Source organism: Diaphorobacter sp. (assembly GCF_050251835.1).
Classification (GTDB): Bacteria; Pseudomonadota; Gammaproteobacteria; order Burkholderiales; family Burkholderiaceae_C; genus JBFXIE01.
In genome coordinates, this window is record NZ_JBFWLZ010000047.1 from 1 (window position 1) to 21,550 (window position 21,550).

General features: G+C 65.0%; 20 protein-coding genes and 1 tRNA gene. 13 read left to right on the forward strand and 8 right to left on the reverse strand.

Features of this window, described 5'->3' with window-relative positions; all coding sequences use genetic code 11:
- Window positions 1-67 precede the first annotated feature (67 nt).
- Together AB7E35_RS13280 and AB7E35_RS13285 are read right to left on the reverse strand one after the other, a co-directional pair.
- Entirely contained in the window at window positions 68-736 is a 669-nt protein-coding gene (locus tag AB7E35_RS13280) for a hypothetical protein (RefSeq protein WP_428167708.1), read from the reverse strand.
- Window positions 737-1,077: 341 nt separating this feature from the next.
- Complete coding sequence (locus AB7E35_RS13285; protein WP_428167709.1) at window positions 1,078-1,995, reverse strand: LysR family transcriptional regulator; 918 nt, start codon at window positions 1,993-1,995, stop codon at window positions 1,078-1,080.
- Between the two features lie 147 nt (window positions 1,996-2,142).
- Between AB7E35_RS13285 and AB7E35_RS13290 the strand changes: the two genes are divergently transcribed.
- The 4 genes from AB7E35_RS13290 to AB7E35_RS13305 all read left to right on the forward strand — a co-directional run bounded on the left by AB7E35_RS13290 (window position 2,143) and on the right by AB7E35_RS13305 (window position 6,386).
- Window positions 2,143-3,666, forward strand: a complete 1,524-nt coding sequence (locus tag AB7E35_RS13290; RefSeq protein ID WP_428167710.1) for a CoA-acylating methylmalonate-semialdehyde dehydrogenase — start codon at window positions 2,143-2,145, stop codon at window positions 3,664-3,666.
- Between the two features lie 71 nt (window positions 3,667-3,737).
- Entirely contained in the window at window positions 3,738-4,904 is a 1,167-nt protein-coding gene (locus tag AB7E35_RS13295; protein ID WP_428164326.1) for an acyl-CoA dehydrogenase family protein, read from the forward strand.
- Between the two features lie 61 nt (window positions 4,905-4,965).
- On the forward strand, window positions 4,966-5,853 hold the full coding sequence (mmsB, locus tag AB7E35_RS13300) for a 3-hydroxyisobutyrate dehydrogenase (protein ID WP_428167711.1): 888 nt from the start codon (window positions 4,966-4,968) through the stop codon (window positions 5,851-5,853).
- An 11-nt stretch (window positions 5,854-5,864) separates the two neighbouring features.
- On the forward strand, window positions 5,865-6,386 hold the full coding sequence (locus AB7E35_RS13305) for a retropepsin-like aspartic protease family protein (protein WP_428167712.1): 522 nt from the start codon (window positions 5,865-5,867) through the stop codon (window positions 6,384-6,386).
- Between the two features lie 36 nt (window positions 6,387-6,422).
- Here the strand turns inward: AB7E35_RS13305 and AB7E35_RS13310 are convergent, their stop codons facing one another.
- Together AB7E35_RS13310 and AB7E35_RS13315 are read right to left on the reverse strand one after the other, a co-directional pair.
- Window positions 6,423-6,725, reverse strand: a complete 303-nt coding sequence (locus AB7E35_RS13310) for a monooxygenase (RefSeq protein ID WP_428167723.1) — start codon at window positions 6,723-6,725, stop codon at window positions 6,423-6,425.
- A 137-nt stretch (window positions 6,726-6,862) separates the two neighbouring features.
- A complete protein-coding gene (locus tag AB7E35_RS13315; protein ID WP_428167713.1) occupies window positions 6,863-7,267 on the reverse strand; it encodes a hypothetical protein in 405 nt (134 codons plus the stop codon).
- A gap of 104 nt (window positions 7,268-7,371) precedes the next feature.
- On the opposite strand from AB7E35_RS13315, the gene AB7E35_RS13320 reads away from it, so the two are divergent.
- The 3 genes from AB7E35_RS13320 to AB7E35_RS13330 are packed head-to-tail and all read left to right on the forward strand — an operon-like array spanning window position 7,372 to window position 9,221.
- Window positions 7,372-7,710, forward strand: a complete 339-nt coding sequence (locus tag AB7E35_RS13320; protein WP_428164331.1) for a YggL family protein — start codon at window positions 7,372-7,374, stop codon at window positions 7,708-7,710.
- 21 nt (window positions 7,711-7,731) lie between these two features.
- The gene (gene aat / locus AB7E35_RS13325) at window positions 7,732-8,484 is read left to right on the forward strand and encodes a leucyl/phenylalanyl-tRNA--protein transferase (RefSeq protein ID WP_428167714.1); all 753 of its coding nucleotides are present in this window, start codon (window positions 7,732-7,734) and stop codon (window positions 8,482-8,484) included.
- Window positions 8,481-9,221, forward strand: coding sequence for an arginyltransferase (locus AB7E35_RS13330; RefSeq protein WP_428164333.1), 741 nt, complete (start codon window positions 8,481-8,483; stop codon window positions 9,219-9,221). The genes aat and AB7E35_RS13330 overlap by 4 nt, the downstream gene beginning before the upstream one ends.
- 82 nt (window positions 9,222-9,303) lie before the next feature.
- On the opposite strand, the gene AB7E35_RS13335 is transcribed toward AB7E35_RS13330, so the two are convergent.
- Complete coding sequence (locus AB7E35_RS13335; RefSeq protein ID WP_428167715.1) at window positions 9,304-9,717, reverse strand: DoxX family protein; 414 nt, start codon at window positions 9,715-9,717, stop codon at window positions 9,304-9,306.
- A gap of 35 nt (window positions 9,718-9,752) precedes the next feature.
- Complete coding sequence (locus tag AB7E35_RS13340; protein WP_428167716.1) at window positions 9,753-10,454, reverse strand: pirin family protein; 702 nt, start codon at window positions 10,452-10,454, stop codon at window positions 9,753-9,755.
- Window positions 10,455-10,569: 115 nt separating this feature from the next.
- On the opposite strand from AB7E35_RS13340, the gene AB7E35_RS13345 reads away from it, so the two are divergent.
- The 5 genes from AB7E35_RS13345 to AB7E35_RS13365 all read left to right on the forward strand — a co-directional run bounded on the left by AB7E35_RS13345 (window position 10,570) and on the right by AB7E35_RS13365 (window position 15,538).
- The gene (locus AB7E35_RS13345; RefSeq protein WP_428164336.1) at window positions 10,570-11,508 is read left to right on the forward strand and encodes a LysR family transcriptional regulator; all 939 of its coding nucleotides are present in this window, start codon (window positions 10,570-10,572) and stop codon (window positions 11,506-11,508) included.
- Window positions 11,509-11,597: 89 nt separating this feature from the next.
- Window positions 11,598-12,692 carry an NAD(P)/FAD-dependent oxidoreductase gene (locus tag AB7E35_RS13350; protein ID WP_428167717.1) on the forward strand — a complete coding sequence of 365 codons (1,095 nt, stop codon included), beginning with the start codon at window positions 11,598-11,600 and terminating at the stop codon, window positions 12,690-12,692.
- 10 nt (window positions 12,693-12,702) lie between these two features.
- Window positions 12,703-13,698 carry a tRNA glutamyl-Q(34) synthetase GluQRS gene (gluQRS, locus tag AB7E35_RS13355; protein ID WP_428167718.1) on the forward strand — a complete coding sequence of 332 codons (996 nt, stop codon included), beginning with the start codon at window positions 12,703-12,705 and terminating at the stop codon, window positions 13,696-13,698.
- The gene (gene trmB, locus AB7E35_RS13360; RefSeq protein ID WP_428167719.1) at window positions 13,647-14,507 is read left to right on the forward strand and encodes a tRNA (guanosine(46)-N7)-methyltransferase TrmB; all 861 of its coding nucleotides are present in this window, start codon (window positions 13,647-13,649) and stop codon (window positions 14,505-14,507) included. Before gluQRS ends, trmB begins: the two co-directional genes overlap by 52 nt.
- Window positions 14,508-14,530: 23 nt before the next feature.
- On the forward strand, window positions 14,531-15,538 hold the full coding sequence (locus AB7E35_RS13365; RefSeq protein WP_428167720.1) for a GGDEF domain-containing protein: 1,008 nt from the start codon (window positions 14,531-14,533) through the stop codon (window positions 15,536-15,538).
- A 20-nt stretch (window positions 15,539-15,558) separates the two neighbouring features.
- Here the strand turns inward: AB7E35_RS13365 and AB7E35_RS13370 are convergent, their stop codons facing one another.
- Window positions 15,559-18,531 carry an HD domain-containing phosphohydrolase gene (locus AB7E35_RS13370; protein WP_428167721.1) on the reverse strand — a complete coding sequence of 991 codons (2,973 nt, stop codon included), beginning with the start codon at window positions 18,529-18,531 and terminating at the stop codon, window positions 15,559-15,561.
- Between the two features lie 99 nt (window positions 18,532-18,630).
- The gene (gene alaS, locus AB7E35_RS13375; protein WP_428167722.1) at window positions 18,631-21,258 is read right to left on the reverse strand and encodes an alanine--tRNA ligase; all 2,628 of its coding nucleotides are present in this window, start codon (window positions 21,256-21,258) and stop codon (window positions 18,631-18,633) included.
- A 213-nt stretch (window positions 21,259-21,471) separates the two neighbouring features.
- Here alaS and AB7E35_RS13380 point away from each other — a divergent pair.
- Window positions 21,472-21,545 (forward strand) — tRNA-Gly (locus AB7E35_RS13380).
- The last annotated feature ends 5 nt before the right edge of the window (window positions 21,546-21,550 follow it).

Here is a 21,550-nt window from a genome sequence, read left to right on the forward strand (position 1 = left end):
GACCAAAGGGCCAGCGGCAAGGGTGAAATGCCCCTTATTTGCAGCCCAAAAAACGCCGAATTCGTCATCATGTGGAATATATCGACTCAGTGGCCACCGCCACGGGTGTTTTGAACACCATCCCTAAGAGGTTCCGTGCCGCCTGAGTAAATGCGTTGATAATAATTGGATCAACCCCTCCCTCTTGGCTTTCAGTTGCCTTAAAAGCCCCCTCTGTGGTTACAGTATGAACAACTGCACGGTCAAGTTTAGAATAAATTTGCCACTCAACTTTAACAAAAGACTCACCCTTGGAACTGGAAAAATTCCCAAAACCGGCAAGGGGGAAGCATACGTTTGATTTCAACTCCTTAACCAAACCAGCAACCAAAATCTCCGACTTCCAGCTTGATGGATCTTCAAATAATGCGCTTGTGTCGCCGACTGTTTTGAAAGAATATTTTTCAAGCTCGTCTTTAAAGGCGTCCGTAAGTTCATCGGAGTCTAGTTTTAAACGCCCACCCTTCCAGGTTAAATCAGCCTGCGGAACACACAGCAAGCCCCCTTGCACTGCACCAACATGCTCTCCACGCTTTAGTCGAACAACTACTTTTGACAACTGAATTGGCTTTGATTTTGCCGCCGCCTTCAGATCAAGCTGATTAATGGGTTTATCTTGAACATCTTTAATTACCGCTGAGGTTCCGCAGCCTGCAAGTACCGCTGCAGCCATTACATACATGAAATATTTTTTCATTATGGTATTGGATGATATTTTAGGGTTGATATTTAGTGATATTTCTATTAAAAACTGTCGATCATTGCGTGTAGTGCCACCGATGCATATCACCTTAGAAATTTAGGCAGCCTAAAAATACTCAGACAAGAAACATCTAAGTGCAAGGCAAGCATCATCCATCTATTTGTTACACCGAGCTTACATTCACTTCTTCATCAGGCATCCGCCGCCCCGTGCCCGCCATCAGTCACCACCCTTGCCCGTCGCCCATAGGCGTCGCTTCTCCCCAGCCGTGCCCAAGGCTGCCGTTCTGGGCTCTTTCGCAGGATTGCGGGGTGACTTGGGGCTGCTAGGCGCTGCTAGGCGCTGCTTTGCCGGGCTAGGTTGGGAACGAGCTGGTTTGCCTCGTCGCGCACCGTTTCTTTCAAAAACCCCCACACCGCCTGCATGCGCGCCAGGTGTTTGGATTCGGCGGGCATGCTCATCCAGAAGGTGCGGGTGAACTCGGCTTCGGTGGGCAGCACGCGCGCCAGGATGGGGTCGCGGTCGGCCAAAAAGGCGGGCAGCACGGCCAGGCCAGCGCCGGCGCGCACGGCCTCGTATTGCGCGGTGATGCTGGTGCTGCGAAACGCAAAACGCTCGGGCGGGTACAGCTGGTCGATGAACTGCAGTTCTTTGGTAAACAGCAAATCGTCCACATAGCTGATGAAGTCGTGGTGGCGCAAATCCTCGCGCTGCGTGACCAGCGGGCGGCGCGCCAGGTACTCGCGCTGGCCGTATAGGCAAAGTTGGTAGTCGGCCAGTTTGGTGACTATGACCGATCCGCGCTTGGGCCGCTCCAGCGATATGACGATGTCGGCCTCGCGCCGGCTCAGGTGCAGCATGCGCGGCAGGGCCAGCAGGTCGATGGACAGGTGCGGGTGGCGCTGCGTCAGGCGCGCCAGGTGCGGCGCCAGTATCAACGTGCCAAAGCCTTCGGTGGCGCCCACGCGCACCAGGCCGGATGGGCCGGCTGCTGTGGCATTGGCGGGCGATGCACGCTCCACGCCCAGCACGGCGGCTTCCATGGCTTCGGCGGCGGGCAGCAGGTGACGGCCGGTTTCCGTCAGCCGGTGGCCGGCGGCTTCGCGGGCAAACAGCGGCGCGGCCATTTGCTTTTCAAGGACCTGGATGCGCCGCGCCACCGTGGTGTGGTCCACGCCCGTGCGGCGGGCGGCGGCGGCCAGGGTGCCGGTGCGGGCCAGTTCTAAAAAATAGCGCAGGTTGTCCCAGTCCATGGCGCCTCTCCAATCTGTGTGCAAATTTGCAAAGCTAACGTGCACGATTGTCTATTGCACTGGCAATTTCGCACATCTACCATGCACGGCACGGCGGGTTACACCCCCTGCCCCGTTTTCATTGCAGACCATCCAAGGAGACACCGCATGAACGCCCCTACCCAGGTTGCCGCACTGGCCCCCACCGTCAAGCTGCTGATTGGCGGCCAGTTTGTCGAATCCAAGTCCACCCAGTGGCGCGACGTGGTCAACCCCGCCACGCAAGAAGTGCTGGCGCGCGTGCCCTTTGCCACGCCGGATGAAATCAACGCCGCCGTCGCATCGGCCAAAGAGGCCTTCAAGACCTGGAAGAAGACGCCCATCGGTACCCGCGCGCGCATTTTTCTTAAATACCAGCAGCTGATCCGCGACCACATGAAAGAGCTGGCCGCGCTGCTGACGGCCGAACAGGGCAAGACCCTGCCCGATGCCGAGGGCGACGTGTTCCGTGGGCTGGAGGTGGTGGAGCACGCCGCCAGCATCGGCAACCTGCAGTTGGGCGAGCTGGCCAACAACGTGGCCGGCGGCGTTGATACTTACACCATCCTGCAGCCGCTGGGCGTGTGCGCGGGTATCACGCCGTTCAACTTTCCGGCCATGATCCCGCTGTGGATGTTCCCCATGGCGATTGCCACGGGCAACACCTTTGTGCTGAAGCCGTCCGAGCAAGACCCCATGGTCACCATGCGCCTGTGCGAGCTGGCGCTGGAGGCGGGCATCCCCCCCGGCGTGCTCAACGTGATCCACGGCGGTGAAGACGCCGTCAACGCCATTTGCGACCACCCCGACATCAAAGCCGTCAGCTTTGTGGGCAGCACCCGCGTGGGCACGCATGTGTACAACCGCGCCAGCCTGGCCGGCAAGCGTGTGCAATGCATGATGGGCGCCAAAAACCACGCCATCGTCATGCCCGACGCCAACAAGGACCAGACGCTGAACGCTCTGGCTGGCGCGGCATTCGGTGCGGCGGGTCAGCGCTGCATGGCGCTGTCGGTGGCTGTGCTGGTGGGCGAGGCGCGCAACTGGATCCCCGAGCTGGTCGAAAAGGCCAAGACGCTGAAGGTATCTGCCGGCACCGAGCCCGGCACCGACGTGGGCCCGCTGGTCAGCTGCGCTGCGCTGTCGCGCGTCGAGGGCCTGATCGAGCGCGGCGTGCATGAGGGCGCCACGCTGGAGCTGGACGGCCGCAAGCCCCAGGTGGCCGGCTACGAGAAGGGCAATTTTGTCGGCCCGACCATCTTCAGCGGCGTGAAGCCCGGCATGAGCATCTATGACCAGGAGATCTTCGGCCCCGTGCTGTGCCTGGCGGGTGCCGACACCCTGGACGAGGCCATCGACTTCATCAACGCCAACCCCAACGGCAACGGCACGGCCATCTTCACGCAAAGCGGCGCGGCGGCGCGCAAGTTTCAGGAAGACATCGACGTGGGCCAGGTGGGCATCAACGTCCCGATTCCCGTGCCGGTGCCACTGTTCTCGTTCTCGGGCAGCCGCGCCTCCAAGCTGGGCGACCTGGGCCCCTACGGCAAGCAGGTCATCTTGTTCTACACGCAGACCAAGACCGTCACCGCCCGCTGGTTTGACGACAGCACCACCGGCCAGGGCGTCAACACCACCATCAGCCTGAAGTAAAAACAGGCGCCAGCGCTTATACAACCAGCGCTGGCAGCTATCAAAATAAGAGTAGAAGGAGACTACCCCGCATGGATTTCGAGCTGACCGAAGACCAGCGCGCCTTTGCCGACACCGCGCGTCAATTTGCCCAGGCCGAACTGGCCCCCCACGCTGCCCACTGGGATGCCGAGGGCATCTTCCCGCGTGAAGCCATTGCCAAAGCGGGCGAACTGGGCTTTTGCGGCCTGTATGCGCCAGAAAACGCTGGCGGCCTGGCCCTGCCCCGGCTGGACGCCACGCTGGTGTTTGAAGAGCTGGCCGCCGTCGATCCCAGCACCACGGCCTTCATCACCATCCACAACATGGCCACCTGGATGCTGGGCACCTGGGCCACCGACGAGGTGCGTGACGAATGGGGCGAATCGCTCACCAGCGGGCGCAAGCTGGCCAGCTACTGCCTGACCGAACCGGGCAGCGGCTCGGATGCCGCCAGCATCAAAACCCGCGCCGAGCGGGTGGGCCATGAATACGTCATCAACGGCGCCAAGGCCTTCATCAGCGGCGCGGGTGCCACCGACGTGCTGGTGTTGATGGCCCGTACGGGGGATGCAGGCTCGGGCGCCGCAGGCATCAGCGCCTTTGCCGTGCCGGCCCAGCTGCCGGGCATCCATTACGGCAAGAAAGAAGAAAAAATGGGCTGGAACAGCCAGCCCACGCGCACCATCAGCTTTGACAACGTGCGCATACCCGCCAACCACCTGCTGGGCCGCGAGGGTGAAGGCTTCAAGATAGCGATGAAGGGCCTGGACGGCGGGCGCATCAACATCGCCACCTGCTCGGTCGGCGCGGCGCAGGGCGCCCTGGGCCACGCGCAACGCTATATGCAAGAGCGCAAGCAGTTCGGCAAGCCGATTGCCAGCTTTCAGGCGCTGCAGTTCAAGCTGGCCGACATGGCCACCGAACTGGTGGCGGCGCGCCAGATGGTGCGCCTGGCGGCCGCCAGGCTGGACGCGGGCGCGCCCGACGCATCCACCTACTGCGCCATGGCCAAGCGCTTTGCCACCGATGTGGGCTTCAACGTGGTCAATGAGGCGCTGCAACTGCACGGCGGCTACGGCTATATCCGCGAATACCCGCTGGAACGCCTGCTGCGCGACGCGCGCGTGCACCAGATTCTGGAAGGCACCAACGAGATCATGCGCGTGATCATCGGCAGGCGCATGCTGGACGCAGACGCGCCGGACGCCATCCGCTGAGCACCTGCCGGGCGTCTGCGGCTCACCACAACATCCCCCACAACGACAGGAGACTTTCACCATGCAAATCGCTTTCATCGGCCTGGGCAACATGGGCGGGCCCATGGCCATCAACCTCGTCAAAGCGGGCCACAGCGTCAAAGCCTTTGACCTGAGCCAGGACGCAGTGGCCAAGGTGGTGGCCCAGGGTGGCCAGGCCGCCGCCAGCGCACACGAGGCGGTGCAGGGCGCGGAGGCCGTCATCACCATGCTGCCCGCCAGCCAGCATGTGGAGGGGCTGTTCTTGGGCCAGGGCCAGTTGCTGCAACACATTGCCAAGGGCACGCTGGTGATCGACAGTTCCACCATTGCCGCAGCCACTAGCCAAAAAGTGGCCACGGCCGCCGATGGCCTGGGCATCGACTTCATCGACGCGCCGGTGTCGGGCGGCACCGGCGGCGCCATTGCCGGCACCCTCACCTTCATGGTGGGCGGCAACGACGCGCAACTGCAGCGCGCCCGCCCCCTGCTGGAGAAAATGGGCGCCAATATCTTCCATGCAGGCAGCGTGGGCGCCGGGCAGACGGCCAAAATCTGCAACAACATGCTGCTGGGCATTTTGATGATCGGCACCAGCGAGGCCATTGCCCTGGGCGTGGCCAACGGGCTAGACCCGAAGGTGTTGAGCGAGATCATGCGCCGCAGCTCGGGCGGCAACTGGGCGCTGGAAAAATACAACCCCTACCCCGGCGTGCACGACAACGCCCCCGCCAGCAAGGGCTACGCGGGCGGTTTTGGCACCGACTTGATGCTCAAGGATTTGGGCCTGTCCCAAGAAAACGCCACAGCCGTGAAAGCTAGCACCCCGCTGGGCGGACTGGCGCGGGCGATCTACGCCGCACACAGCATTGCTGGGCACGGGGCAGAGGATTTCTCCAGCGTGATCAAGATGCTGCAAAAGCACGGGTAAATTCCGGGGCCGTGACCACCCGATCCTCCGCAGACCGCCACGCCGTATGGCGCTTGCACACAGGCATTGCCATCTTCTGGGTGGCGATGCTGGGCGTGCTGTACCTGGCGATGGAGCGCTACCTGCAGCCCTCGCAGGCGGTGGTCACCGCCAGCGGCAGCTTGCGCATCGAGCGGCATCGCGACGGGCATTTTTACGTGGATGGCCGCGTCAACGACCAGATGGTGCGCTTCATGGTGGACACGGGCGCAACCTACATTGCTGTCACCGATGCGCTGGCGCAAAGCGCCGGGCTGCATGGCGGTGAGGTGGCGCAATTCCGTACCGCGAACGGCACGCGCACCGGGCGGCTGGTGCGCACGCAGCGCATCACTGTGGGGCCGCTGCAGGTGCAGCACCTGACCGTGGGGACGGGCTACACCGGCGCCAGTGCGCAAGACGCGCTGCTGGGGCAGAACTTTCTGCGCCAGTTCGATGTGCTGATGCGCGGCGATATGCTGGAACTGCGCCCCCGCCCGGCCACTGCGCGGTAGCAACACCGGGCGGCAGAGCCCCATACCTGCCCGCCATCAGACGGGCGCGCGGTCCGTCCGGGACAGGGCTTCGTTCACCAGGAATATCTTGCCGTTGACCTGGGGAATGCCAAAGCCCTTGAGGCGTGCCGTGTGCATGGCCAGATAGGCTTGTGCACTGTCAAGGTCCTGGAAAAGGTAAACACCGCCAGCCTCATTGGCCTGCGGGTTTTCGGTCCATATTTTCCAGATCAAACCCGGCTCACTGGCAATCGATTGGGCAAGACCGTCCATCTGCGCCGTCATTTCCTGCCCCCAGGGGCCGGTGTACGGAAAATCAACCTGAAGCAGGTAACTCATCAAAAAATAGCTCCGTTTCTGTCATCCATGCTGTGGGCGCGGTGTGGATTGCATGTCACCCGGATGTGCGCATCAGGATGGCCGCCAAGGCAACACTGACGGCAACACTGACACCCAGCACGCGCCGGGGCTGTGCGTCAGGGATCCGCCGTGGAGCTGGACAGCGCTTTCCATTGCACCAGGCAATGCCGCGCCAGCGCCGTCAGCCAGTATGGATCATCTGGCACAAATGCCACGCCATACCGGGGGCTGACCACGAACCCCGCTCGCTCGAACACGGCCTCGTCGTGTGCCCGCAAGAATGTGGCCAGATCGCGCAGCGGCACGGCCACTGCCCCCAGGTGCAGCACGCTGGTGCGGACGGTGACCTCCTCCAGCCGGCCGCCGTCCTGGAAGCGATAGACCACATTGCCGTAGTCCAGCGCCGTCAGGCCCACGCTGTTGCGCTTTTCGCTCAGCGGCGGGCCGTGGGCGCGGATGACGTCTTCGCGCCCGGCCGTGAAAAGCAGGCCGTCCACACAGGCATAGGGTTGCAGGTGCATGCGTCGATTTTGGCGCTGTTCAGGCTGCGGGGGAAATCGCACGGCGACCAGGCCAGGCTCTGTCATGATTGGCGCCTTGTATTTTTGCCTTGAAAGATTGCCACATGCCTTTGCCAGCCAACAAACAACGCAGCCGCCGCCTTCGCAAAAAAATGCGCGTGGGCGAGTTTCAGGAATTCGGCTTTGAGTACCAGTTGACGGTCAAGCAGGAACTGACACCCGAGCAGGAAGACGCGCTGATGGACCGCTTTGTGTCTGATCTGCTGGTGCCCCGCAACCTGGCCGCCGCCGGCTGGGTGAGCGAAGGCTTCGTGACCGCCTTCGCGCGCGGATCGGCCACCGAAGACGACCGCCAGGCCACGCAAGCCTGGCTGGCCGCCCAGCCCGAGGTGGCCGAGGCCACCGTGAGCGAACTGAAAGACGCCTGGTACGTGGAAGACTGAAAGAGTCTGAACGATCCCGCCATGACCGCACCGCTGCCCTGGCTGGGGCCCCATGATCCGTTTCCGCCCCCCGCGCAAAGCTGGGGCGACGAGACGCCCGCACCGGGCCTGCTGGCCACGGGCGGCACTCTGGACGTGCCGCACCTGCTGCAGGCCTATGCGCAGGGTATCTTTCCCTGGTTTGGCGAGGGCCAGCCGCCCCTGTGGTGGAGCCCCGACCCGCGCATGGTGCTGCATGTGCCGGAGTTTCGCCTGCACCATTCGCTGCGCCGGGTGCTGCGGCGCTTTAGCACCACGCCGGGTTGCGAGGTGCGTATCGACAGCAACTTTTCTGCGGTGATCGACGCCTGCGCCCACACGCCGCGCGCCGGCCAACCGGGCACCTGGATCGTGCCGGCCATGGTGGAGGCCTATGAGGCGCTTCACGCCGCGGGCCATGCCCACAGCGTGGAGACGTGGGTGAACGGGCGGCTGGTGGGCGGGCTGTATTGTGTGGCGTTGGGGCGGGCCGTGTTTGGCGAGTCGATGTTCACGCATGCCACCGATGCCTCCAAGATCGCACTGGCGGCGCTGGTGTGCCTGTGCCGGCGCGAGGGTGTGGAGCTGATCGACTGCCAGCAAAACACCCGCCACCTGGCATCGCTGGGCGCGCGGGAGGTTTCGCGCACGCAGTTTCTGCAGCATGTCGAGAGGGCTGCCGCGCAGCCGGCCTGCCGCTGGACATTCGAGCCCCTATACTGGAACGCGCTTTTGTCAACCCCTCACGCTGCGTGACCCAGCTCAACGACCTTCCGCTGCAAAGCCTGCAGTTCTATGCCACGGCGCCCTACCCGTGCAGCTACCTGCCGCAGCGGCAGGCGCGGTCTCAGGTGGCCACGCCCAGCCACCTGATCCAGAACGATGTGTATTCGGGCCTGGTGGAGCGCGGCTTTCGGCGCAGCGGCATGTTCACCTACCGCCCGTATTGCGACGGTTGCCGCGCCTGCACGCCGCTGCGCGTGCTGGCCGAGTCTTTTGTCCCGGACCGCAGCCAGCGCCGCGCCTTCAAACGCCACGCGCAGCTGCAGGCGCGGGTGCTGCGCCTGTGCTATCTGCCAGAGCATTACAAGCTGTACCTGCGCTACCAGAATGCCCGCCACGCGGGCGGCGGCATGGACCACGACAGCATCGACCAGTACACGCAGTTTTTGCTGCAAAGCCGCGTCAACTCGCGGCTGGTGGAATTCAGGGAGCCAGGCTCCGACGGACTGCCCGGGGTGCTGAAGATGGTGTCCATCCTTGACGTGCTGGAAGACGGCCTGTCCGCCGTCTATACCTTCTACGAACCCGAGCCCGGCGCCAGCTATGGCACCTACAACGTGCTGTGGCAGGTGCAGCAGGCCCGCGCCCTGGGCCTGCCGCATGTCTATCTGGGCTACTGGATCGCACAGAGCGCCAAGATGAACTACAAGGCGCGCTTCAATCCGCACGAGTTGCTGATTGATGGGCGCTGGCAACGCCCTGCTGCGTGATGGAGTTGGATGGAGTTGGATGGCCCTCATGGGCCTCTAGCGCTCGTCCATCAAGCGCGAGCAGCTACGTTTTTAGAATCATTCAGCGCGGAGATCGCGCAGCATCCACGCTCCATGCGCCAGCACCGAAGGCCGCAAAGGCCAGCAGGCCGCCCGTGACAGCGATGTTCTTGAAGAACATCAACTGCTGAACCATCTGCTGATCCGCCGGCACAGCCCAGTAGCCGTGGAAGATGAAGCTGGCCACCAGCGTGAACACAGCCAGTGCGAGTGCAGCAAAGCGGGTGCCAAACCCGGCCAGCAGCGCCAAGCCGCCCAGCAATTCAATCAACAGGCCGATGCCCACTGACACTGTGGGCATCGGCATGCCCATGGCCGTGGCATAGCCCACCGTGCCGGCAAAGCCGGTGATCTTGCTGAATCCCGCAGGAATGAACAGTACGGCGAGAAGAATACGGCCCACCAGGGCCAGAGGGTTTTGCAGCGTAGCAAACATGACGGAACTCCTTGGTTGAAAGGGATGGGCTGTTTTCACGCGGCGAGATCAAAAACCAGAACTTCCGCATCGCGCCCACCCGACAGGGTCACGCTGCTTTCGTTATCCAGCAGGGCCGCGTCGCCCCCGCTCAGATGCTGTCCGTTGACTTCCAGCGCACCGCGAATCAGGTGCACATAGGCCTTGCGCTGCGGGCTCAGGGCCAGCGTAGCCGACTCTGCGCCGTCAAACAAGCCAGCGTACAACGTGGCATCGGCATGAATCGTGACCGCGCCCTCTGCCCCATCGGGCGAGGCCACGCGCCGCAGCTGGCCGCGCTTTTCAGCGTCGGTAAATCGCTTTTGCTCGTAGCTGGGCGCAATGCCCCGCACATTGGGCTCGATCCATATCTGCAAAAAATGCGTGGTCTGCCCCTGGGCGTGATTGAACTCGCTGTGCATCACGCCCGTGCCGGCGCTCATGCGCTGCACGTCGCCGGGCGGAATGCCCTTGACGTTGCCCATGCTGTCCTGGTGGGCCAGCTCGCCCGACAGCACGTAGCTGATGATCTCCATGTCGCGGTGACCGTGTGTGCCAAAGCCCGTGCCGGGGGCGATGCGGTCTTCGTTGATGACGCGCAGGTTGCCCCAGCCCATGTGGCGCGGATCGTAGTAACCTGCAAACGAAAAGCTGTGGTACGAGTTGAGCCAGCCATGATCGGCATGGCCGCGGTCTTGTGATTTGCGAAGTGTCAGCATCGGGTACTCCTGAAAGTGCATGGCAAGCGCATGACTGTAGGCGGCGCACCGCGCTTGCGGGCGCTGCGGGCTTGAAGGCATCATTCAAACCTGTTGAACCGCCACAGGGCCGATCATGCAAAACACACGCGATGCGCTTACCCCCGAAAACCTGGCCATGCTGCAAAGCATTGCCGAAACCGGCAGCTTTGCCGCGGCGGCGCGTCAGCTGGGCCTGGTGCCCAGCGCCCTCACCTACCGCGTGCGCCAGATCGAAGACACGTTGGATGTGCTGCTGTTTGACCGCAGCGCGCGCCAGGCCCGCCCCACTGATGCGGGCCTGGAGTTGCTGCGCGAGGGCCAGCGCCTGCTGGAAGACATGGACGCCATTGCCAACCGCGTGCGCCGCGTGGCCACGGGCTGGGAGCCGCAGCTGACCCTGTCTGTGGACGGCGTGATCTCGCCCACCACCATGCTGGAGCTGGCAGAAGCGTTCTACGCCCTTGCGCCGCCTACGCGCCTGAAGTGGCGCGACGGCATCCTGAGCGGCACGGCGGAGGCGCTGACCTCGGGCCACGCAGACCTGGCCATCGGCGTGGCGGTGGGCTCGTCCAGCGTGGCCGGCCTGCAGTCCGAGCCGCTGGGCGAGGTGCGTTTTGTGTTTGTGGTGGCCCCCCACCACCCGCTGGCGCGTCTGCCCGAGCCCCTGAGCGACGCCACGCTGCGCGAGCACCGCATGGTCGCCGTGGCCGATTCGGCCCGCCGCAGCAACGTGAGCATGGGCATTCTGGCGGGGCAGGACGTTTTCACCGTGGACAACATGCGCGCCAAGCTCCACGCCCAGCTGCGCGGACTGGGCGGCGGTTTTCTGCCCGAGCCCATGGTGTGCCACTACCTGCAGGCAGGGCACCTGGTGGAGCGGCAGGTGGAGCGTCCGGCGCGCACGGTGCGCCTGAGCTACCAGTGGGGCGGGCCTGGCCGCGCAGCACCGGGCCGGGCGTTGCAGTGGTGGCTGTCGCAACTGCAAAGCGACACCACGCGCCGCGCACTGTTGGAAAACCACCATCACTTCTGACCACGCCGGCCGCGCTGTTCTGGCGCAGGGCGTGTAGAGTCGTTGCTGTGACACCTTGATGAATGCATTGCCTTTCACGAAAGCCCACCATGACAGCAGCCCGCCCCCGCTCAAGCAACCGTTTGAAACCCAGCGCGCCGGCCGTCCCGCCGCGCCGCTTTGCCATCGTCGGCGCTGGCATGGCAGGCGTGGCCTGTGCCCGCACGCTGGCCCAGGCGGGCCACTCGGTCACCTTGTTTGAAAAATCGCTGCAGGCGGGCGGACGCTCGTCGGCGCAGGCATCGCCCTTTGGCAGCTTTGACAGCGGCGCCCAGTACTTCACCGTGCGCGACGAGCGGTTTCAAAAGGCGCTGGACACCGTGCCCGGCCTGTGCCGCCCCTGGAGCGCCACCACCGTGCGCGTGCTGGACGCCGCAGGCCGCGTGGCCACTGCGGCGCCGCCGCCTGTCGAGGCGCACTGGGTAGCCGCGCCCACCATGGACGCACTGGTGCAAGCCTGGGCCGAACCGCTGGCCCGCGAGGGGCGGCTGCACACCCGCACCGCCGTCACCCACATCGAGCGCGACACCTTGCACCCCAACGCATGGCAGCTGCGCACCGAGACCCTGGACGGTGGCCGGCAGGTGCATGCCGGCTTTGACGGCGTGGTGCTGACCCAGCCCGCGCCCCTGTCGCTGGCGCTACTGCAACAGTCCGGCGTGGCCACGCCCTGGGATGCGGCCCTGGCCGGGGTGGACATTGCCCCCTGCTGGACGCTGATGCTGGCCTACGCCCAGGCCGTGCGCCCCGGGCTGACCACGCTGGGGCCGCAGTGGAACGCCGCGCGCAGCACGCACCACCGCATCGCCTGGCTGGCGCGCGAATCCAGCAAGCCCGGGCGCACGCAAATCGAGCGCTGGACGGTGCAGGCCAGCCCCGCCTGGTCGCTAGAGCACCTGGACGACACAGCCGCCCGCGTGCAGGGCAAGCTGCTGAAGGCTTTTTCCGAGGTGACCGGCATACGCGCCACGCCCACGCACAGCGAAGTACGCCGCTGGCGCTACGCCCAGACGCAAAAGCCGCTGGGCCACAGCTTTTTGTGGGATGGCGCCTTGGGCCTGGGCGCCTGTGGCGACTGGTGCCTGGGCCATCGGCTGGAAGACGCCTTTGTCTCCGGCCTGGAGCTGGCCCTGGCCGTGGCATGAGCGCGGCTGCATGAGCGCTGGCGGGCGCTACATCGGGCGGTTTGCGCCCTCCCCCACCGGCCCGCTGCACGCGGGCTCGCTGGTGGCCGCGCTGGCCAGCTGGCTGGATGCGCGCGCGGCCCACGGCGGGCGCGGTGGGCGCTGGCTGGTGCGCATCGAAGACGTGGACCCGCCGCGCTGCATGCCCGGCGCCGACCAGCGCATCCTGGCGCAACTGGCCGCCTGCGGCCTGCTGCCCGACGAGCCGCCGCGCTACCAGTCCAGCCGCGGCGCGCGCTACCAGCAGGCGCTGGATCAGCTGCTGACGGCGCAACTGGCCTACCCCTGCGCCTGTACGCGGCGCGACATCGACGCCGCCCTGGCCGCACGCGGCCTGCAGCACGAGCGCCATGTGGAGCGCCCCTACCCCGGCACCTGCCGCAACGGCCTGAACGGCCGCACGCCCCGGGCCTGGCGCTTTCACGCCGAGAAATATCAGTCAAAAATGCCTCTAGCCCATACCAGTCAAGCGCAAGAGGCTACTCATTTGATAGCTGATTGCATCACCGGCAATGGTGTCGCATGGGTGGATCGGCGCCTGGGCCCGCAGCAGCAGGACGTGGCCCGGCAGGTGGGCGACTTTGTGCTGCGGCGCGCCGACGGGCTGTGGGCCTACCAGCTGGCCGTGGTGGTGGACGACGCCGACCAGGGCGTAACCCACATCGTGCGCGGCGAAGACCTGGCCGACAACACGCCGCGCCAGATCCTGCTGCAGTCGGCCCTGGGCCTGGCCGCGCCCCAGTACCTGCACACGCCGCTGGTGTGCGGGGCCGATGGCGAGAAACTCTCCAAGCAGCACGGTGCGCCGCCCATCGACGACGGCCGGCCGCTGCAGGCGCTGGCTGCGGCCGCACAAGTGCTGGGCTTGCCCGCGCCGCCAACGGGCAGCACACGTGTGGCCGATGCCCTGGCGCTGTGGGTCAGGGCCTGGGCGCGAACCTACAAACCTACAATCGCGCCACTGTGATTCAAACGCCTACAACACCCTCATTACAAGACGCCCAGGCCTGCACGTCCCAGCCCATGCCGGGCACCGTGCCCGCCGCCACCGACGGCCCTGCCGCAAGCGCTGGGCAAAACACCACCAGCGGCGCGCCAGCCAGTGTGGCCCACCCCAAGGGCATCAAGAGCTATGTGCGCCGCGCCGGCCGCACCACCACCGGCCAGGCCAAGGCACTGGAAGACCTGGGCCCGCGCTACATGCTGAGCTATCTGCCCGCACCGCTGGACGCCACCGCTGCCTTTGGGCGCAGCGCGCCACTGGTGCTGGAAATCGGCTTTGGCATGGGCGAGGCCACGGCCCACATCGCTAGCGTGCGCCCTGGCGACAATTTTTTGTGCTGCGAAGTGCACGAGCCTGGCGTGGGCGCACTGCTCAAACGCATTGGCGAGCAGGGCATCACCAACATCCGCATCCTGCAGCATGACGCCGTCGAGGTGCTCGATCACATGCTGGCCCCGGGCTCGCTGGATGGCGTGCACATCTTCTTCCCAGACCCCTGGCACAAGAAGCGCCACAACAAGCGCCGCCTGATCCAGCCGCCCCTGGTGGCCAAGCTGGCCGTGCGCCTCAAGCCGGGCGGCTACATCCACTGCGCCACCGACTGGCAGCCCTATGCCGAGCAAATGCTGCAAGTGCTGTCCGCCGAGCCGCTGCTGGCCAACACGGCGCAGGGCTATGCACCGCAGCCCGAGTACCGCCCGCTGACCAAGTTCGAGAACCGCGGCATGCGGCTGGGCCACGGTGTTTGGGACTTGGTGTTCACGCGCCGCTGAATCCCTCTGAAAGCCCGCCTTCGATGACGCCCATCCTGCAAAACCTGGCCGAAATGACCGCCCACCGCGATCACCTGCGGCTGGAGGTGTCGGTGCTGTCCACGCTGCTGAAGCTGGGCCGCATCGTGCAGGTGCGGGCGCTGGAGCTGATCAAGGATGACCAGGGCATCATCACCCTGCGGCCGCGCTGCTGGAGCCAGGACGAGCAGATCGTCTCGGGCGAAGCCGACACCGCCGACCACCCGCAGCACATGCCGCTGCAGGCCCTGCCCGAGCTGGCGCAGTGCATTGCCGATGGCGGCGAAAGCGCCAGCCGCAGCGCGCCCGGCCGGCACACGCTGTGGCTGCCCGTGTGGCAGGCGGGCCGCGCAGCCGCCTGCCTGGAGATCACCCAGCCGCGCGCCTTCACGCGCCACCAGCGCGGCGTGATCATGGGTGTGTTCATGGTCTATCAGAACTACCAGAATCTGCTGGACTACAGCGAGCGCGACGCGCTGACGGGCCTGCTCAACCGCAAGACCTTCGAGGATCAATTCTTGCGCCATGCCGGCAGCGCGCCGGCCAGCTGCGACGATGGCGACGAGCCGCGCCAGTGGCTGGCGGTGATCGATATCGACCATTTCAAGGCAATCAACGACCGCTTTGGCCACCTGTATGGCGACGAGGTGCTGATTCTGGTGGCCAACGTGCTGCGCTCGCAGTTCAAGAGCCAGGATCGTATCTTTCGCTTTGGCGGCGAGGAGTTCGTGGTGCTGCTGCGCGCGATCACGCTGGCGCAGACGCGCCGGGCGCTGGAGCGCCTGCGCATGGCCATCGAGTCGCACAGCTTTCCGCAGGTGGGGCGCGTCACGGTCAGCATCGGCTTTGTGGCGTCGCAACTGGGCTCGCCCGTCGAAAGCCTGGGCAGGGCCGACCAGGCGCTGTATCACGCCAAGGAAAACGGCCGCAACCAGGTGTGCTTTTATGACGATCTGGTGCGCAGTGGCGTGCTGCAGCCCAAGATTGCGCACGACGAGGTCGAGCTGTTCTGACCGCTGCCAGCGGATCGCCCTCAATCCAGCGACGCCAGCAGCGCCGGCACATCCACAGCATCACGCTGGGCTTCTGACAGAAACTGCGCGGCATATTCGCGGTACACACCGCTTTCGAGAAAGAAGCGGAACACCTGCCCGTCAATGTGCTGCTCGCGCACCATGCGGGCCATGATGTTGAGCGACTCCGACAGCGACTTGGCCGGCTTGTAGGGCCGGTCAGAGGCCGTGAGCGCCTCGAAGATGTCGGCCAGCGTCATCACCCGATCGGCCAGCGTGAGTTGTTCGGTCCCGAGCCGGCGCGGGTATCCGGTGCCGTCCAGCTTTTCGTGATGTGACCCTGCAATGTCGGGCACCCGCGCCAGATGCGGCGGAAACGGCAGACCCTTGAGCATGACGATAGTCTGCACGATGTGGTCGTTGATGCGAAAGCGGTCTTCGGTGGTCAGCGTGCCGCGTCGCACCGACAGGTTGTGCAGTTCGCCCAGATGCGCCTGCTGCGCCGGCAGCTGCATGTCAAAGCCCCAACGGTTTTCGGGGTTGCCCGCCTCCACCGGCGGGCGGCGTGCCCCCCAGGGCACGAGGTGTTCAAGGCGGTCTGCCAGCAGCGGTTCGCGGGCGGGCAGGTCCTTGACCGGCAGGCTGGCAACGCGCTGCACTTCGGCCCGCGACAGGCCCAGGCGATCGTCAAAGTGGCGCAGCCAGGTCTGTTGGCCTATTTCAGCCAGACGCTGCACGTCGGCATCTGCCATGGCCTCGCCGCCCACGTTGCAGCGCGCCACGAAGGCAAAGTCTTGCTGCAACTGCGCATGGCGTTGCTGCAATTGGCGCTCCAGCCGCTGCCATTGCTCCTGTTGTGCCGCGTCCGCAGGTTGCGTGTCCGACAGCAGTTGCTTGCAGTAATGCAGCTCGGCGTCGCGCCACAGCACTTCGAAGCGCATGCGCACCTCATGGATACGGTTGTAGATGGTCTCCAGCTTGGTGGCTTTGTCGATGATGTGCTCGGGCACGGTGACCTTGCCGCAGTCGTGCAGCCAGGCACCCAGGCGGAACTCATAGCGCTCGGCATCGGTCATGCCCACCGCGGCAAACGGCCCGTCCTTGGCGTCGCACATGCGCTGCATGAGTGTCTCGGCCAACTGGGGCACGCGCTCGCAGTGGGCGCCGGTGTAGGGACTTTTGGCGTCGATGGCATCGGCCAGCAAGCGAATGATGGCGTCCAGCAGCTCCAGTTGCCCTTCGATGAGGTTGCTGGTCTCGATGGCCACGGACAGCGTGCCCGAGAGCTTTTCAGCGAAGGCGCGAAAGTGCACGTCGTCGTGCCGTATGTCGGCCAGGTAGTGCAGCACCAGCAGGCCCAGCGGCTGCCCGTCACGCGTGCGCAACTGCACGCGCAGCGCATGCGGGGGTTCGGCCCCGCCGATGGCCTGGTCTTCTGCCTGCGGCTGTGTATGGTTGGTGAAATGCTCCAGGGGCACGCGCTGCGGAAAGCACTCCGGCAAATCCGAATCGCCTGTGCTACCTTTTTTGTAGCAAGCAACGCGCTGCAAATGGCCCGCGCCTGCCTCCACCAGATAGACGGCGCCGCCGGTGCAACTGGTGGCGCCCACCAGTTCGTAAAGCACGCTGGACAACATGCGGTCAGTGCGCGACTCGGCACTGATGTGGTGCGTGATGTCCAGAAATTCCTGAATGGTGGTGGACATGCGATCCATCACCTCGCCCAGCGCACGCACTTCGCGCACCGCCGATCGGGGCACTGGCGTGCGGCGGAAGTCAAACCGCGCCAGCGCCTGCGCCTGCAGTGCCAGCCCCGTGAGGCTGCTCGCCACCCTGCGCCCGGCACACCAGCCCAGCGGCAGCAGCAGGGCGATGGTTGCCAGGGACCACCACAACTGTTGCCGCAGCCGCTTGTCCACATCGGCCAGCAGCTCCCGGGTCGGAATCGCCATCAGAAGGCGCAGGCCCTGCCAGCGCGGTGACTGCAGGGCAAATCCGTTGGCTACCCACTCCTCACCCTGGGCCTTGAAGCGCTGCGAAGAACCATTTTGAAGATCCAGCGCCTGCATGGCCTGCAGGCTCGCCACGCCCAGATCATCCAGATGGCGTAGCTTGAGGCTGGGCGTGTCGCCGTCCCGTTGCAGCACGCGGGACATGTCGGTGTAGGCCAGCACCCGCCAATCCGGATCTACTACGGCGATTTCGGTACGCGGCAGCAGGTGCAGCCGGCCGATCTCGGCGCTCAGGTCAGTCAGGGCCACGTCCATGCCGACGACCGCGCCGCCGTACTCACCAGGCTGGCTCAGCGTGACGCCGATCTCGTGCGTGGTGAAGAAGATGTAGGGCTCGGTGAGCACCTGGCTTTTTTTCTCCAGGGCGCTGGCATACCAGGGCCGCACCCGCGGGTCGTACTGGTAGTCCGGCCGCTCGGCCGAAGAGATAAGCTGGTGCTGCGCGTCGTAGTAGCTGAAGCGGCCCGTCAGCGCGCCGCCGCCCTGCTCATGCGCTATGGACTGCAGCAAGAAGGCAGCGTTTGCAGGGGCCTTGACCTCTTCACGCACCGCGGCGTTGTGCAGCGCGCGCAGCAGCAAAAACTGCCCGTCCGGATAGCCGATGTACACCGCCGAAAGCAGTTGGTTTTGCTCCAGCAGCCTGAATAGAACCGGCAGGCGGCGCATTCGCGCAGGCAGGTCGGGGGCAACGGTGACGGGGTCGAATGCCAGCAGCCGGATGGTGGCATCCGCCGGGTTCACGATGCGGTGCACCCGCTCGCTGATGAGTTCGCTGATGAGCTGCGCGTTTTCATCGGATGCAGTAATCATCGCCTGCCGCGCGCTGTTGCCCGCCTGGTAGGCAAGCACCACCGACAGCACCAGCATGGCCGCCACAACCACTGAGGCAATCAGCACATCAAACGGCACCGTGATGTGCTGCCACCAGCGCAAGGCGGGGTGCTGCGGGTTGGAGTCTGTCGCCCGATCGCCCGGGGCCACAGAGTTTTTCGGGTTCGCTTCAGTCGGCTCCTGGTGTCTCATGCCGCCGACTGTAGCGTTTGACGGCCCGGGCTTTATGTCAGTTCAGTTCAGGTTCGTTCAACCCAGCTTTTGCGCCACCCAACCGGCCACAGAGGCCAGCGCCGCGGGTACTGCTGCTGCGTTGGTGCCGCCGGCCATGGCCATGTCGGGCTTGCCACCGCCCTTGCCGCCCACCTGGCCCGCTACAAAGTTGACCAGCTCGCCCGCCTTGACGCGGGCCATGCTGTCGGCCGTCACGCCGGCGGCCAGCTGCACCTTGTCGCCATCGACTGCGGCCAGCACGATGGCGGCGGTCTTGAGCTTGTCCTTGAGCTTGTCCATGGTGTCGCGCAAGGTCTTGGCGTCGGCGCCGTCCAGTTGGGCAGCCAGCACCTTGATGCCGCCCACCTCCACGGCCTGGCCCACCAGTTCGTCGCCCTGGCTGGAGGCCAGCTTGCCCTTGAGCTGGGCGAGCTCTTTTTCCAGCGCCTTGATCTGCTCCAGCGCACCGCCAATGCGGGCTGTCAGCTCTGCCCCGGGCGCCTTCAGGGCTGCAGCGGCCTGATCCACCGTGGATTCGAGCGACTGCAGGTAAGCCAGCGCGTTCTGGCCCGTCACGGCTTCGATACGGCGCACGCCGGCGGCCACGCCGCCCTCGCCCACCACCTTGAACAGGCCAATGTCGCCCGTGCGCTGCACATGGGTGCCGCCGCACAGCTCGCGGCTGGTGCCGATGTCCAGCACGCGCACGGTCTCGCCGTATTTTTCGCCAAACAGCATCATGGCACCGGTCTTCTGGGCGCTTTCGATGTCCATCACGCGCGCCTGGGTGCCGGTGTTGGCCAGCACCTCGGCGTTCACCAGGCGTTCAATCTCGCGAATTTGCGCGGCAGTCACCGGGGCGTTGTGCGTGAAGTCAAAGCGCGTGCGCTCGGGCGTCACCAGGCTGCCTTTTTGCTGCACATGACTGCCCAGCACTTCGCGCAGCGCCTTGTGCATGAGGTGCGTGACCGAGTGGTTGCGCATGGTGGCGGCGCGCAGGGCGCCGTCCACCTGGGCCTGCACCGTGTCGCCCACGTTCAGCGTACCCTGCTGCAGGGTGCCGTGGTGGCCATAGACATCGGCCTTGATCTTTTGCGTGTCCTGCACGTCAAACAGCGCGCTGCCCGCCGTGATCTGGCCCTGGTCACCCACCTGGCCGCCGCTTTCGGCGTAAAACGGCGTGCTGTCGAGCACCACCACGCCACTTTCACCGGCTTTTAGGGCTGCGACGCTTGTCCCGCCAGCGTAAAGCGCTACGATTTTTGCATCGCCCGCCAGGTGCTCGTAGCCCGTGAAGCGGTTGGCCGCGCCGTTGTATTCCACTGCCCGGTCCATCTTGAACTTGCCTGCGGCGCGGGCGGTGGTCTTTTGGTGTTCCATGGCGGTGGCAAAGCCCGCCTCGTCCACGCGCACGCCGCGCTCGCGGCACACGTCGCAGGTCAGATCCAGCGGAAACCCGTAGGTGTCGTGCAGCTTGAAGGCCACGTCGCCGGGCAAGGTCTGGGCGCCATCGGCCAGCGTGCTGTCCAGAATCTCCATGCCGTGGGCCAGGGTCTCGAAGAAGCGCTCTTCTTCCACCCGCAGCACGTCGGTGATGCGCGCCTCCTGCTCGCGCAGCTTGGGGTATGCGTCCCCCATCTGCTGCACCAGGTCTTTGACCAGCTTGTGAAAGAACGGGGTTTTCTGGCCCAGCTTGTAGCCGTGGCGGATGGCGCGGCGCACGATGCGCCGCTGCACATAGCCGCGGCCTTCGTTGCTGGGGATGACACCATCGGCCACCAGGAAGGCCGTGGCGCGGATGTGGTCGGCAATCACCTTGAGCGACGGATTGGCCAGCTCGGAGGTGCCCGTCTCGCGCGCTGCGGCCTGGATGAGCGCGTCGAACAGGTCAATCTCGTAGTTGCTGTGCACGTGCTGCAGGATGGCGGCCAGGCGCTCCAGCCCCATGCCGGTGTCCACGCAGGGCGCGGGCAGCGGCTTGGTGTTGCCATGCTCGTCCATGTCGAACTGCATGAACACGTTGTTCCAGATCTCGATGAAGCGGTCGCCGTCTTCGTCGGGGCTGCCCGGGGGGCCGCCGGGGATGTGGTCGCCGTGGTCGTAAAAAATCTCACTGCACGGGCCGCAGGGGCCGGTGTCGGCCATCATCCAGAAGTTGTCGCTCTTGTAGCGGCCGCCCTTGTTGTCGCCGATGCGGATCACGCGCTCGGGCGGCAGGCCGATCTCTTTCGTCCAGATGTCGTACGCCTCGTCGTCCTCGGCATACACCGTGGCCAGCAGGCGCTCGGGCGGCAGCTTGTACACCTCGGTCAGCAATTCCCAGGCCCACTTGAGCGACTCGCGCTTGAAGTAGTCGCCAAAGCTCCAGTTGCCCAGCATCTCGAAAAAGGTGTGATGGCGCGCGGTGTAGCCCACGTTTTCCAGGTCGTTGTGCTTGCCGCCAGCACGCAGGCAGGTCTGCACCGAGGTGGCGCGCACGTAGGGGCGCTTGTCGGAACCCAGAAACACATCCTTGAACTGCACCATGCCCGAGTTGGTGAACATCAGCGTCGGGTCGTTGCCCGGCACCAGCGGACTGGAGGGCACCACGGTGTGTCCCTTGGCGGCAAAGAAGTCCAGGAAGGTCTTGCGGATGTCCGCAACAGAAAAAGTGGGTGTGCTCATGGTGGTGTAAGGGGTGCGTGGGCGGGTACGAACAACGCGGGGCGTCCCGTCGTGACCAACCGAGCATTATAGATTTCGCCCTCTGGCGCGCGGGGCGCAGTTGTGCCCGCCAAAACAGGCCCGCCGCCGGCCCACGCCGCATGGCTGAGCGACCCAAGCGCTGAGCAACGTACCGCGCCGCGATACAACCGTGCGCTAGAATCCGGCGCTCTTGCGGGTGTAGTTCAATGGTAGAACGGCAGCTTCCCAAGCTTCATACGAGGGTTCGATTCCCTTCACCCGCTCCACTTCA